Origin of the sequence: Haloferax sulfurifontis (assembly GCF_014635105.1) — an archaeon.
GTDB classification, from domain to species: domain Archaea; phylum Halobacteriota; class Halobacteria; order Halobacteriales; family Haloferacaceae; genus Haloferax; species Haloferax denitrificans.
Genome location: NZ_BMCI01000006.1, coordinates 163,010 through 175,997 on the forward strand (window position 1 = coordinate 163,010; position 12,988 = coordinate 175,997).

Annotated in this window: 12 protein-coding genes; 10 read left to right on the forward strand and 2 right to left on the reverse strand. The window is 68.5% G+C overall.

Annotation, left to right across the window (positions count from 1 at the left end):
• Positions 1 to 2 precede the first annotated feature (2 nt).
• Positions 3 to 1,082: a DUF354 domain-containing protein gene (locus IEV64_RS16100; RefSeq protein WP_188424441.1), complete on the reverse strand. Its 1,080-nt coding sequence runs from the start codon at positions 1,080 to 1,082 to the stop codon at positions 3 to 5.
• A 574-nt stretch (positions 1,083 to 1,656) separates the two neighbouring features.
• Here IEV64_RS16100 and IEV64_RS16105 point away from each other — a divergent pair.
• The 10 genes from IEV64_RS16105 to IEV64_RS16150 all read left to right on the forward strand — a co-directional run bounded on the left by IEV64_RS16105 (position 1,657) and on the right by IEV64_RS16150 (position 12,586).
• Positions 1,657 to 2,244, forward strand: coding sequence for a metal-dependent hydrolase (locus tag IEV64_RS16105; RefSeq protein ID WP_004967751.1), 588 nt, complete (start codon positions 1,657 to 1,659; stop codon positions 2,242 to 2,244).
• A gap of 182 nt (positions 2,245 to 2,426) precedes the next feature.
• On the forward strand, positions 2,427 to 3,002 hold the full coding sequence (locus IEV64_RS16110) for an acyltransferase (protein WP_007276206.1): 576 nt from the start codon (positions 2,427 to 2,429) through the stop codon (positions 3,000 to 3,002).
• Complete coding sequence (locus IEV64_RS16115; protein WP_007276207.1) at positions 2,999 to 4,102, forward strand: DegT/DnrJ/EryC1/StrS family aminotransferase; 1,104 nt, start codon at positions 2,999 to 3,001, stop codon at positions 4,100 to 4,102. Before IEV64_RS16110 ends, IEV64_RS16115 begins: the two co-directional genes overlap by 4 nt.
• Positions 4,099 to 5,166: a Gfo/Idh/MocA family protein gene (locus IEV64_RS16120; RefSeq protein WP_188424442.1), complete on the forward strand. Its 1,068-nt coding sequence runs from the start codon at positions 4,099 to 4,101 to the stop codon at positions 5,164 to 5,166. The genes IEV64_RS16115 and IEV64_RS16120 overlap by 4 nt, the downstream gene beginning before the upstream one ends.
• Positions 5,163 to 6,599 (forward strand): nucleotide sugar dehydrogenase, encoded by a 1,437-nt coding sequence (locus IEV64_RS16125; protein ID WP_188424443.1) that lies wholly within the window; start codon positions 5,163 to 5,165, stop codon positions 6,597 to 6,599. The genes IEV64_RS16120 and IEV64_RS16125 overlap by 4 nt, the downstream gene beginning before the upstream one ends.
• Positions 6,596 to 7,681: a non-hydrolyzing UDP-N-acetylglucosamine 2-epimerase gene (gene wecB / locus IEV64_RS16130; protein WP_188424445.1), complete on the forward strand. Its 1,086-nt coding sequence runs from the start codon at positions 6,596 to 6,598 to the stop codon at positions 7,679 to 7,681. The genes IEV64_RS16125 and wecB overlap by 4 nt, the downstream gene beginning before the upstream one ends.
• Positions 7,674 to 8,678 carry a polysaccharide deacetylase family protein gene (locus tag IEV64_RS16135; RefSeq protein ID WP_229722714.1) on the forward strand — a complete coding sequence of 335 codons (1,005 nt, stop codon included), beginning with the start codon at positions 7,674 to 7,676 and terminating at the stop codon, positions 8,676 to 8,678. Before wecB ends, IEV64_RS16135 begins: the two co-directional genes overlap by 8 nt.
• A 96-nt stretch (positions 8,679 to 8,774) precedes the next feature.
• Entirely contained in the window at positions 8,775 to 10,088 is a 1,314-nt protein-coding gene (locus IEV64_RS16140) for an antibiotic ABC transporter permease (RefSeq protein ID WP_188424447.1), read from the forward strand.
• Between the two features lie 295 nt (positions 10,089 to 10,383).
• Positions 10,384 to 11,472 carry a lipid II:glycine glycyltransferase FemX gene (locus IEV64_RS16145; protein WP_188424449.1) on the forward strand — a complete coding sequence of 363 codons (1,089 nt, stop codon included), beginning with the start codon at positions 10,384 to 10,386 and terminating at the stop codon, positions 11,470 to 11,472.
• Positions 11,473 to 11,548: 76 nt separating this feature from the next.
• Positions 11,549 to 12,586, forward strand: a complete 1,038-nt coding sequence (locus tag IEV64_RS16150; protein WP_007276214.1) for a lipid II:glycine glycyltransferase FemX — start codon at positions 11,549 to 11,551, stop codon at positions 12,584 to 12,586.
• A 39-nt stretch (positions 12,587 to 12,625) separates the two neighbouring features.
• Here the strand turns inward: IEV64_RS16150 and IEV64_RS16155 are convergent, their stop codons facing one another.
• Positions 12,626 to 12,922 (reverse strand): winged helix-turn-helix domain-containing protein, encoded by a 297-nt coding sequence (locus IEV64_RS16155; protein ID WP_007276215.1) that lies wholly within the window; start codon positions 12,920 to 12,922, stop codon positions 12,626 to 12,628.
• Positions 12,923 to 12,988: the final 66 nt, after the last annotated feature.

Below are 12,988 nucleotides of genomic sequence, written 5' to 3' on the forward strand. Positions count from 1 at the left end.
GACTATGCCGCCACGGTGTGTCGCGTCAGTGAGTCGACCGTCTCGACGGAGCCGTAGTTCAGCGCCACCTGGACGATGACGTCGGTGAGGTTGACTTTGTCCGCGAGGAACGCGTCGCGCTTGTCGGCCCAGCGGGCCTTCGCGCCGTCGTCGGCGAGGAGTTCCTCGGCGCGGGCCATCACGTCGTCGAACGACTTGAGGTTGGAGATGAGCCCCTGCCGTTCGAGTTCGACAAAGTTGCCCATGTCGTCGTCGCCGACGAAGGAGTTCGACCGGATGGCGGGCGTCCCGAGGAGCGCCGCCTCGGTCACCATGGTCTGGGTGTCGGCGACGAGCAGGCTCGCCTCGGCGAGCACGTCGTGGACGAGCGCGGGGTGGAAGTCGAACGGCCGGGTGTCGAGGTCGCCGTCGCGGCGCTCCTCGCTCTCGTCGAGGACGAAGACGGTCGCGCGCTCGCCCAGCATCTCGATGAGTTCGCGGCGGCGCTCGGGGGTAAAGCCGCCGTGGCCCACGTCGTGGTGCGAGCCGAACGCGTTGAATCGGACGACGACGAACTGCTCGTCGGGGTCGAGACCGAGTTCGGCCCGGATATCGACCGAGGGCTCGTACACGTCGGGGTGGAGATACGCCGTCTCTTTGAACCCGCGGAACTGGTAGTGGTTGTCCGCGAGGTCCTTCCCGAAGGTGTGGGGCGTCAGAATCGCCTTGGCGAACGGTCGGGAGACGACGTGGTCCAGCGAGGTCGGCTCGGAGTCGAGGAGAAGGACCACGGGCGTCCGCGAGACGGCCCCCGCGTGGGCCGCGTAGCCGCCCATCCCGAAGATGAGGTCGGGCTTGAACCGCCGCACGGCCCGGAAGATGTTGACGTAGTGGAACGGGAGCGACTTGAAAAGCGAGTACTTGGTCGTCCCGCAGGAGCCGTAAATCTCGTGCGGGAGGTCGTAGTATTCGAGGAGGTCTTTGGTACAGCCGTAGTCGCGGCCGAGGACGAGCACGTCGTGGCCCATCGCCTGAAGCTCTCTGACGGCGTACTTGTAGAGGTGCACGTGCGCGGGCGTGTTGGTGAAGAACAGGTATCGCATACTCTCTGGCGATTCCACGCGCCCCGCGAGAGTAGTTATACGGCGTCTACCCGACTCGTTCGGTCGAATCGACGCCCGTTCCCGGCCGCGAAAATCGCCCCGGAGCCGTTACGGTCGCCATAACAAAACCCGGACGAGCACTCGGGTTCCCTGACCGGGCGCTCGCGCGCCGTTTCGAGCACTCGGGTTCCCTGACCGGGCGCTCGCGCGCCGTTTCGAGCACTCGGGTTCCCTGACCGGGCGCTCGCGCGCCGTTTCGAGCACTCGGGTTCCCTGACCGGGCGCTCGCGCGCCGTTTCGCCTACCTCCGCACCCGACGCGGACAGAACATCCGCACCCGACGCGGGAGGACGTCTCACCCTCCACGACCGACCGCGACGCGCCCCACAAACCAGATGTCCCAGACGCCTATCCCCACACTCACCCCGCGACGACGGCCCGCCGACACGGACGCGACGACGCGGGGTCACTCGACCGGAGCGACGAGCCACCGACACGCGACGGCGGCTCGACCGACCGCAACGATGGCTCGACTGACCGCAACGACGAGCCGACCGACCGGGAGCGACCGCTGATGTTCCCGTGGGAACACGCCGCCGTCGGCTACATCCTCGTCTCGCTGTGGGCGCGGGTGACCGGCCGGAAACTCGATGGCTGGGCCGCGCTGGCGGTGCTCGTCGGAACGCAGTTCCCCGACCTCGTCGACAAGCCGCTGGCGTGGTCGTTCGGCGTCCTCCCGAGCGGTATCTCGATGGCGCACTCGATTCTCGTCTCGGTTCCGTTCTCGATAGTCGTCGTGGCCGTCGCGCGGCGCTACGGGGCGACGACGGTCGGGGTCGCGTTCGCCCTCGGCTACCTCTCGCACATCCCCGCGGACCTGCTGTACAACGGCTTTTTCTTCGGGAACTACGACGTGATTCGGGCGTTCCTCTGGCCGCTGTCCCACGGGAGCGAGTCGTCGATGGGCGGCTTCTTCGCCCAGACGTGGTTCTACCTGCGGCGCTTCGTCGTGTTCCTCCGCCGGCCCGAGGCGTGGATTCTGGTCGCGTTCGAACTCGCGTTGCTCGGGAGCGCCGTCTGGCTCTGGCTCGGCGACGGCGCGCCCGGCGTGGGGCTTCTCAAGCGGTCCGTGACCGGAATCCGCCGCGGCGTTACGAAGTGACTGCGACCGGAATCCGGGCGGCAATCACTCCATAACAAAGCCCTCACCGAGACTGAATTTCGCTAAGGCAGGCAGACTCCCCGCCGACATGATATGAGATTCCAAATTTTCCAGTCGACCCGGCCGACCGCCGAGTCGACACGGACGGCCGACGGAGCGCGACCGACGCGAGGTGGAAGCAGATGAGCGCCGAGGTGGGCGTCGAGTCCCACGTCGACGACGGCGTCACCATCGGCTACGGCGACGGCGACGACCCGGTCATCGGCGACCGGGCGCGAATCCGCGCCGGCACCATCGTCTACGACGACGTGACCATCGGCGACGACTTCGTCACCGGCCACAACGTCCTCGTCCGCGAGCACACGACCATCGGCGACCAGGTGCTCCTCGGGACCGAGACGGTCGTCGACGGCACCACGACCATCGGGTCGCGCGTGAGCATCCAGACGAACGTCTACATCCCCACCAACACCCGCATCGGCGACGACGTGTTCGTCGGGCCGGGCGTGGTGATGACGAACGACCCCTATCCGGTCCGCACCGACGCGGAACTGGTCGGGCCGATAATCGAGAACCACGCCTCAATCGGCGCGAACGCGACGCTCCTCCCCGGCGTGACCGTCGGCGAGGGCGCGTTCGTCGCCGCGGGCGCGCTCGTCGTGAACGACGTGCCGCCGCGGACCCTCGCCGTGGGCGTCCCCGCCGTCCACCGCGACCTTCCGGAACAACTGCGGGGAGAAAACAGGATACGACGATGAGTTCAGACCACATCCCCATCGCCGCGCCCCAGCTCGGCGCGGCCGAACGGGACCGAGTTGCCGCCGTCCTCGAAAGCGGCATGATAGCCGACGGCCCCGAGGTTCGGGGCTTCGAACGGGAGTTCGCCGACTACTGCGGGGCCGACCACGGCGTCGCCACCTCGAACGGGACGACGGCACTCCACGCCGCGCTCCACGCGCTCGGCGTCGGCCCCGGCGACCGCGTCCTGACGACGCCCTTCACGTTCATCGCGACGGCCAACGCCGTCGCCTTCGCGGGCGCGGAGGTGGACTTCGTCGACATCGACCCGCGGACGTACAACATCGACCCCGACGCGCTCGAAGCGCGACTCAGAGCCGGCGAACGGGTGGACGCGGTCATCGCGGTCCATCTCTACGGCCTCCCGGCGGACATGACCCGACTCGCGGAACTCGCCGAGGAGTACGACTTCCTGCTCGTCGAGGACGCCGCGCAGGCCCACGGCGCGGACGTCGAGGGGCGGCGCGTCGGCTCCCTCGGCGACGCCGCGTGCTTCTCGTTCTACCCGACGAAGAACATGACCACGAGCGAGGGCGGCATGATTACGACCACCCGCGCGGACGTCGCCGAGCGCGCCGCCCGGTTCGTGGACCACGGCCGCGTCTCCGGCTACGAGCACGCCGAGGTCGGCCACAACTTCCGCATGACGAGCATCGCCGCGGCCATCGGCCGGGTCCAGCTCGAACGCCTCCCCGAGTTCACTCGCGCGAGACAGGCCAACGCCGCCGCGCTCACCGAGTACCTCGAAGACTCGCCGGTCACGACGCCCTACACGCCGCCGGACCGAACTCACGTCTTCCACCAGTACACCGTCGCATGCGACGGTATCGAGCGCGACGCCCTCAAGTCGTATCTCGACGCGAAGGGCATCGCCACGGGCGTCTACTACCCGAAGCCCGTCCACGAGCAACCCGCGTACGAACACCTCGCGGTGTCGGCCCCCGTCGCTGAGGAAGCCGCGGAACGGGTGCTGTCGCTCCCGGTCCATCCCGGACTCAGCGAGGCCGACGTGGAGCGCGTCGGGACTGCGGTCGCCAACTACGCGGAGGTGGCGAGGTGAGCCGAGAACCCGCCGGACTCCGTGCCGACGGCGGCCGAGAGCGCCCGGTCCGCGCAGGCGTCATCGGCGTCGGGTCGATGGGAACGAACCACGCGCGGGTCTACGCGGAGCTTCGCGGCGTCGAACTGGTCGGCGTCGCCGACGCGGACGTAGACCGCGCCGCAGAGGTCGCCGCCGACTTCGGCACCGACGCGTACGGCATCGAGGACCTGCTCGACCGCGTGGACGTGGTGACGGTCGCGGTGCCGACGCCCTACCACGCGTCGGTCGCCCGGCAGTGCATCGACGCCGGCGTCCACGCGCTCGTCGAGAAGCCCTTCGTCGACGACCTCGACGCGGGCGCGGAGTTGGCCGCGCTCGCCGCAGAGCGCGGCGTTGTGCTCCAAGTGGGCCACATCGAGCGGTTCAACCCGGCCGTCCGCGCCCTGCCCGACCTCCTCGACGGCGTCGACCCCATCGCCATCACCGCGAACCGGCTCGGCCCGCCGCTGAACCGCGAGATGGGCGACGGCGTCGTCATGGACCTCATGATTCACGACATCGACGTGGTGCTGTCGCTGGTGGGCGCGGAGGTCGACCGCGTGGCCGCGACCGCCACGCCCGACGAGCAGTACGCGACGGCGCAGTTGACCTTCGAGAACGGCGTCATCGCCTCGCTCACGGCGAGTCGGCTCACCCAGCAGAAGACGCGGACGCTCGATATCACCGCGCGCGACCGACTCATCCGGGTCGACTACCTGAACCAGTCGGTCCAGATTTTCCGCCAGTCGCGGCCGGACTACCTCCGGGACAACGGGGGCGTCCGCTACCGCCACGAGGTGGTCATGGAACAGCCGATGATTTCCACCGGCGAGCCGCTGAAGCGCGAGCTACAGGCGTTCGTCGACGCCGCCACCGACGGCGGCCCGGTCCTCGTCTCGCCGGCCGACGGCCTGCGCGCCATCGACCTCGCCCGGCGCATCGAGGCCGACGCCGAATCGACGGTTCGGAGCGTCGAGACCGCTGAGAACGCGGAGACCGCGGAGACCGCAGAGACCACGGACTCCTCGGAGGGCCGGCAATGAGCCGCGAGCGACCCGGGCTGTACGGCTCCGACCGCTCGCCCGACGAACAGACGCGGGCCCTGCGCGCCGGCGAGGTGCCCGTCGCGGTGTACGGCCTCGGCAAGATGGGCCTCCCGCTGGCGGCCGTCTACGCCCGCGCGACGGGCAACGTCACCGGCGTCGACATCAGCGAGGACGTGGTCCGCGGCGTCAACGACGGCGAGTGCCACGTGGCGAAGGAACCGGGACTGCCCGAACTAGTCGCCGAGCAAGCCGAACGCGGCGCGCTCCGGGCGACCACCGACGGCGTCGCCGCGGCCGAATCCGCGGCGATTCACGTCATCATCGTCCCGACCCCGCTGACCGACGACCGCGAGCCCGACCTCGCGGCGTTCGAGGCCGTCCTCGACAGCATCGCGCAGGGACTCGCTCCCGGCGACCTCGTCGTCGTCGAGTGCACCGTCCCGCCGGGGACGAGCAAAGACCTCGTGGTCCCGTACCTCGCGGACCGAAGCGGCCTCTCGGCCGGCGAGTTCGGCGTGGCGTTCTGCCCCGAACGGACCTCGTCGGGCCGGGCGCTCCGCGACATCACCGAGTCGCACCCGAAAATCGTCGGCGGCGTCGACGCCGAGAGCACCCGCGTCGCGGCGCTCGTCTACGGCGAGCTAACCTCGAACGAGGTGATTCCCGTGCGCGACGCGACGACCGCGGAGGCCGTGAAGCTGTTCGAGGGCGTCTACCGCGACGTGAACATCGCGCTCGCCAACGAACTCGCGCGGCTCCGCGACGACCTCGGCATCGACGTGGCCGAGGCCATCGACGCGGCCAACACCCAGCCGTACTGCGACATCCACGCGCCCGGCCCGGGCGTCGGCGGCCACTGCATCCCGTGGTACCCGTACTTCATCACGAGCCGAGTCGAGGCCGAGACGCCCCTGCTCCTGACCGCCCGCGAGGTCAACGACAGCATGCCGGCGTTCACCGCCGACAAGCTCCGCGACGAGTTGGCCGCGGCGGGCCGAGAGATTCGGGGCGCGACCGTCGCCGTCCTCGGCGTCACCTACCGCCCCGGCGTCGCCGAGACGCGCGCGACGCCCGCCGCGGGCGTCATCGACCGGCTGAACGAACTCGGCGCGACCGTCCTCGCGGTCGACCCGATGCTCTCCGACGAGGTGGTCGCCTCGTTCGGTGCGACCCCCGTCTCGCTCGCCGACCTGCCGGCCCGCGCTATCGACGCGGCCGTGGTCGTCACGCCGCACGAGGAGTTCGACGACATCGACTGGGCCGCCTTCGACGACCTCGTCGTCGTCGACGGCCGCGGCACCCTCGGCGACATCGGCCACCGCGTGTACGAAATCGGCGGCGGACCGCGGGGCGAGTCGTCGGCCGACGCCGACGCCGACGCCGGCCCCGAGGTGGCGGCCGACGCGCCGCACGGAGGGCCGAACCGATGAGCCGCCTCAAGGTGCTCTCGGTCGTCGGCGCGCGCCCGCAGTTCATCAAGGCGTTCCCCGTCTCCGACGCGCTCAGACGCGACCACGACGAGGTGCTCGTCCACACCGGCCAGCACTACGACGAGTCGATGTCGGGCGTGTTCTTCGACGAACTCGACATCCCGGAACCGGACTACAACCTCGGCGTCGGCTCGGGCGGCCACGCCGCCCAGACCGCCGAGATGATGACCCGGCTGGACGCCGTCGTCGCCGACGAGGCCCCCGACGTGGTGCTCGTCTACGGCGACACGAACTCCACGCTCGCGGCGGCGCTCGTGGCCGCGAAGCGCGAGCCCGCGCTGGCGCACGTCGAGGCCGGCCTGCGGAGCCACAACTGGGAGATGCCCGAAGAGGTCAACCGCGTGCTCACCGACCACTGCTCGGACCTGCTTTTCGCGCCCTCCGAGTCTGCCGCCGAGACGCTGGCGGCCGAGGGCATCCGCGACGGCGTCTCCGTGACCGGCGACGTGCAGTACGACGCCGTCCTCCGGGTCCGCGAGGCCGCCCGCGAGCGGTCGACGATACTCGACGGACTCGACCTCCGAGACGGCGAGTACGTCCTCGCGACGGTCCACCGCGCCGCCAACACCGACGACCGCGGCCGCCTCGAAGGCATCGTGGAGGGGCTGGCGTCGTCGGAGCTTCCGGTCGTCTTCCCGGTCCACCCGCGGACCGAGGGGGCGCTCGAAGCAAGCGGCCTCTGGTCGCGGCTCGCCGACGCCGAGAACGTCGTCCTCGTGGAGCCGGTCGGCTACCTCGATTTCGTCCGCCTGCTCGACGGCGCGGAGCGCGTCGCCACCGACTCCGGCGGCGTCCAGAAGGAGGCGTTCTACCTCGACACCCGGTGTCTCACGCTCCGCGACGAGACCGAGTGGACCGAGACCGTCGACGCCGGCTGGAACACCCTCGTCGGCGCGGACGCGACCGCGATTCGAGCGGCGCTGGCCGACGACGACCCGCTCCCGGAGAAGCCCTCGCTGTACGGCGACGGGAGCGCCGCCGAGCGAATCGTCGCCGCGCTCTCGGAGTACGAGTATGCGTGAGCGGAAGGAGAAGGGCGATTCGGGCGCGCGAGGTGACCCCCGCGTGACCCGCGCGGAACCGAGCGAATCCGGCCCCGGCTTCGCGGTCTGTCTGACCCACGACGTGGACCGCCCGTACAAGACGTATCAGGGGCTGTACTACGCGGCGAAGTCGAATCCGGGCTACCACCTCCGGACGCTCCTCCGGCGGGAGAACCCCTACTGGCAGTTCGAGGACATCATGGCGCTGGAACGCGACCTCGGCGTCCGCTCGTCGTTCTACTTCCTCAACGAGCCGAGCCTCCTCGAAACGGGGTCGCTTTCGGACTGGCTCGAACCGAAGAACTGGGTCGAACACCTCGGCCGGTACGACCTCGATTCGGCGTCGATAGCCGACGCCGTCCGCGACCTCGACGGGGGCGGCTGGGAGGTCGGCATCCACGGCTCGTTCCGGTCGTGCGACGACTTCGACCGCCTCCGGACCGAAAAGCGCGAACTCGAAGCGGTGCTCGGCCACGAGGTCGTCGGCGGCCGCCAGCACCACCTCAAACTCGGGCCGAACACGTGGCGCTACCACCGCGAACTCGGCTTAAAATACGACGCCAGCCCCGGGTCGAGTTCGGAAAACGGGTTCCAACACGGCTACCGGCCGTTCAGACCCTTCGACGACGACTTTGTCGTCTTCCCGCTGACGCTGATGGAGGTGTCGCTTCCCGACCCCGGGTCGGCGTTCGACGAGGCGTGGGCCGAATGCGAGCGCCTCCTCGACGAGGCGGAGGCGAACGACGCCGTGATGACCGTCCTGTGGCACCCGCGGTACTTCAACGAAGACGAGTTCCCCGGCTACCGCCGGCTCTACCGCCGCATTATCGAGCGGGCGCTCGACCGCGGCGCGTGGGTCGGCCCCGTCGCCGACTACTACCGGACGTTCTTGGCCGAGCGTACCGATGAGGAATCGAGCGAGACGGAGACCGAAAGCGCGACCGCCGGCGACGCGGGTCGCTCGCTCTCTCCGTAGAATCCGGCGTCGTCGGTCGGTATCGGCCCCATAACAAAGCCGCCAGCGGGCTTCCTCTCGGACAGCCAATACCCCTCAGAGAGGCTATTCTGTATCATGAATCCATCACCGAAACAGTATCACCGCGACGGCGACGCCGACGCAGAGCGACTCCAGCGGTACGTCGACGTGCTCGACGACGTGCTCGACTACGCCCGCGAACGCGACTACAAGGGCTGGGACTACGGCGACGGCATGAGTAGCAGGCTCTTGCTTTCGGTCCCTATCGACAACCGCTGGTTCAACCTCGCGGTCCAGGAGTTCATCAAGCGCTCGCCCGTCAACGTCCGCCCGCTGTTCCTCGTCGAGAAGCGCCGGAACTTCAAGGGCATCACGCTGTTCGCCATGGCGAACCGGACCCGCGCACAGTTGGCCGAGTGGTTCGACGGCGACCGCCCGGCGGAGACGTACCGCGACGACGCGGCGGCGCTGACGGAGTGGCTCGTCGAGAACCAAGCCAAGGGCTACAGCGGCTTCGCCGGCAGTCACCGCCACGTCATCCAGCACATCTCCGGTCGCAACGGCCCGCGGTCGGGGATTCCCCACTCGCCGAACATCGTCTCGACGTCCTACGGCGTCAAGGCGCTCCTCGCCGGCCGGGAGTTCGACCCGGACTACCCGGACATCGCCAAGACCGCCGTGGACGTGATGCTCGAGGACCTCAACTACCGGCCCAAGGACGACGGCGCGGTCATGGACTACTACCTCTCGCACCCGAAGGACAGCTACACGCTCAACGCGCTGGCCATCGGGGCGCGGCTGTTCGTCGAACTGTACGACCACTTCGGCGACGAGGAACTGCTCGAACGCGCCGAGAAGGTGTACGACTTCGTCGCGTCGAAGCAGACCGACCGCGGCGGCTGGTACTACCGCGAGCCCGCGAGCGCCTCGCACCTCTCGATGGACAACCACCACAACGGCTTCATCGTCGAGTGCTTCCAACGCTACGAGCAGGTCGTCGGCAGTGGCCGGTACGACGAGACGCTCGAACGCGGCCTCGACTTCTACGCCCGCGAGCTGTTCGACGAGGACGGCGCGCCGAACTTCGACGAGGAAAACCCCTACCCGCGTGACATCCACGCGACGGCGCAGGGCATCCTCGTGTTCACCTACGCGGGGCAGTACGACCGCGCCGAGCGCGCCATCGACTGGGCGCTGACGAACATGTACGTCCCGTCGGAGGGTCGGTTCTACTTCCGCAAACACCGCTTTTACACCAAGCGCATGACGCTCATGCGGTGGTGTCAGGCGTGGATGGCCTACGCCATCGCCGAGTACGTCGCCACCAGAATCGCCGGGGAACCGACCCACGGCTACGGCATCGACGCCGACGGTATCGAGCGCCTACGGGCGGCGGCAGAGACTCCCTGAACGGCGGGCAGGCCGGCGCGAACGCCGGCTAGTCGCTTCATAACAAATCCCCGTCCTCCCGTCACAGTAGTTCGAGAATGTCTTTTCGAATGATACACGCCGACGCGGCCCGACCGGACCGCGGGTCGATTTACGGGGCCGCCGCGTCGGCCGGGGAATCAGCTGATTTCGGGCTGTTCGAGCGGTTTGAACGGGGAATCGGAAGCAGTCGAGTCGAGCGAGACGGTCGGGCCAGCCCCGCACCGTGTTGTCGAGGGTCACGGACGCAGTACGAACACCTGACGGCCCCCAGCCCATGACCATCGAAATCGCCGAGTTCGACCACCGCGACCGCGACGAGTGGGACACGTACGTCGAGCGGTCGAGTCAGGCGAGTCTCTTCCACCAGTACGAGGCGCTTCGGCTCCAGGCGAAGTACTCGAACTCGAAGCTCCACCTGCTTGTCGGCTATAAGACCGAAGAGCCGGTCGGCCTGTTCCCCGTCTTCGAGATTCGAAAGGGGCTGGTCAAGACGGCGTTCTCGCCGCCGCCGCACATCGGCGTCCCCTACCTCGGACCCGTGATGCTCGACGCCGGCAACATCAAGAGCCGCAAGTTCGAGCGCCGACGCAACCAGTTCATCGACGGCTGTACCGAGTGGATAGACGACCACATCGGCCCGAACTACACGCACGTCCGCGTGGGCGACTACTACACCGACATGCGGACGTTCCTCTGGGGCGGCTGTGACGTGTCGCCGAAGTACACCTACAACGTCGACCTGACCCGCGGCGAGGAGGACCTCCTCATGTCGTTCAGCCGGAGCGCCCGGCGGAACATCCGCGACGGGCGAAAGCTCGTCTCCGGCATCGAGGAGGGCGACCGCGACGACATCTGTTCGATTCTCACGCTGGTCGAAAACCGCTACGAGGAACAGGACATGTCGTTCGACGTGCCGCCGCAGTTCGTCATGGACCTGTACGACTCGCTCCCGGCGGGGCAGGTCCGCCCCTACGTCTTCCGGTACGACGGAACGTTCGTGAGCGGGATTCTCGTCCTCCAGTACGGGGACACGCTCTACCGCTGGCTCGGCGGCGTCCGCCCCCAGCGGGACTTCGGCATCGACGTCAACGACCTGCTGGACTGGCGCATCATGCGCGACGGGATGGACGCCGGGATGCGCCGCTACGACCTCGTCGGCGCGAACAACCGCCGGCTCAACCGCTACAAGAGCAAGTACAACCCCGAACTCGTCACGTTCTACCAAATCGAACACGGCGCGCTCCCGGTCAGAACCATCGCGCACCTGTACAAGAGCCGACTCGGCCCCGGCATCGAGATGCTGTCCCGGGGAAACGGGACGAGCTTCCCGTCGCGGCTCGTCTCGGGGTTCCTCCACCGATGACGACCCGCCCGCCGCGCCGACCGACGCACCGACCGATGCACCGACCGACGACCACCCAACCACACGACCACGACACATGTCACAACTCCGTATCGAACCCCTGAGCCTCGACGAGTGGGGAGCCGCGCTCCCCCCGTCGGGCACCGAAGTCTTCCACACCCCCGCAGTGCTCGCCGCAATCGACGAGCACTTCGACGGCGAAATGCACCTATTCGGCGTCTTCAAGGGCCAAGAGCCTGTCGCGCTGTTCCCGACGTTCGTCCGCCGGAACCCCCTCGGACGGGTCGTCGTCTCCCCGCCGCCGTCGATGGCGATTCCATACATCGGCCCGGTGATGATGCCGAACAGCCCGAAGCAGAGCGCCTACGAGTCGGTGAACCGCGAGTTCGCCGACCTCGTGGTCGAGGAACTCGGCATCCGCTCGAACCGGACGTTCGTCCGCCTGCTCTGCTCGCCGGCGTATCTCGACCCCCGCCCGTTCGAGTGGACCGGCTTCGCGGTCAAGCCCTCCTTTACCTACCGGCTCGACCTCGACGGGCGCTCGCTCGACGAGATACAGGCCCAGTTCAGTAGCAGTCTCCGCCGCGAGATTCGGCAGGCCAGCGACCTCGACATCACCATCGCGGACGAGGGGCTCGACGGCGCTCGCGTCGTCTACGACGACGTGGTCTCGCGGTACGACGAGCAGGACGAACCGTTCGGGATGCCGTGGGAGTTCGTCGAGTCGCTGGTCGAGAACCTCGGCGACCGGTGTCGGGTGTACGTCGCCCGCGACCCCGACGGCGAGTACCTCAGCGGGATGATCGTCCCCTTCTCCGCCGAGGTGGGCTACTTCTGGCTCGGCGGCGCGCGCGGGGAGTACGACGGCGTCAGCATCAACAGCCTGCTCCACTGGACCATCATCGAAGACATCGTCGAAGACGAGGCGCTCGCGTCTGTCACGAAGTACGACCTCGTCGGCGCGAACACGGAGCGGCTCTGCAACTACAAATCGAAGTTCGGCGGCGAGCTCGTCCCGTACTACGTCGTCGAGTCGACCGGCGTCGGGATGAACCTCGCCAAGCGGACCTACCAGCTCCTGAGCAAGGGGTCCGAGCGAATCGCCACGAAGTGAGTCGTCCGGGTCGGCTCATCGGCCGCGAGACGACCGCAGTCACGCCATCTGCTGTGTTTGGATGACGTGCCAGATGTTCTCGGCGTCGTCGGTGATGCCGTACACCCGCCCTTTTCGGCGCTGTTCCGGGACGAGGAGTTCCACGAGCGAGCGGTCTCTGAGTTCCTGGAGCGCCCGCGAGACGTGGGCGACCGCGCTCTCCGAATCGGTGGCGATCTGCGTCGGCGTCGCCGGGCCCTCGGAGAGCCGCTCAAGCACGGAGACGCGGTAGCGAGAGCTGATGACGAAGCCCACGTCGTCCCACGGCACGTCGTCGCCCCCGTCGACGGAGCTCACGCAACGCCCACCTCGCTCGCGGAGACGGGTCGGAGCGCAATCGAGTCGGAGCGTTCTCTCGGGGCC

Bases quoted from the DNA above. Each gene is read 5' to 3' on its own strand.
- IEV64_RS16135 (WP_229722714.1), top strand. From the start codon at position 7,674: ATGCGTGAGCGGAAGGAGAAGGGCGATTCGGGCGCGCGAGGTGACCCC.
- IEV64_RS16125 (WP_188424443.1), top strand. From the start codon at position 5,163: ATGAGCCGCGAGCGACCCGGGCTGTACGGCTCCGACCGCTCGCCCGAC.
- IEV64_RS16115 (WP_007276207.1), top strand. From the start codon at position 2,999: ATGAGTTCAGACCACATCCCCATCGCCGCGCCCCAGCTCGGCGCGGCC.
- wecB (WP_188424445.1), top strand. From the start codon at position 6,596: ATGAGCCGCCTCAAGGTGCTCTCGGTCGTCGGCGCGCGCCCGCAGTTC.
- IEV64_RS16105 (WP_004967751.1), top strand. From the start codon at position 1,657: ATGTTCCCGTGGGAACACGCCGCCGTCGGCTACATCCTCGTCTCGCTG.
- IEV64_RS16150 (WP_007276214.1), top strand. From the start codon at position 11,549: ATGTCACAACTCCGTATCGAACCCCTGAGCCTCGACGAGTGGGGAGCC.
- IEV64_RS16145 (WP_188424449.1), top strand. From the start codon at position 10,384: ATGACCATCGAAATCGCCGAGTTCGACCACCGCGACCGCGACGAGTGG.
- IEV64_RS16140 (WP_188424447.1), top strand. From the start codon at position 8,775: ATGAATCCATCACCGAAACAGTATCACCGCGACGGCGACGCCGACGCA.
- IEV64_RS16100 (WP_188424441.1), bottom strand. From the start codon at position 1,082: ATGCGATACCTGTTCTTCACCAACACGCCCGCGCACGTGCACCTCTAC.
- IEV64_RS16110 (WP_007276206.1), top strand. From the start codon at position 2,427: ATGAGCGCCGAGGTGGGCGTCGAGTCCCACGTCGACGACGGCGTCACC.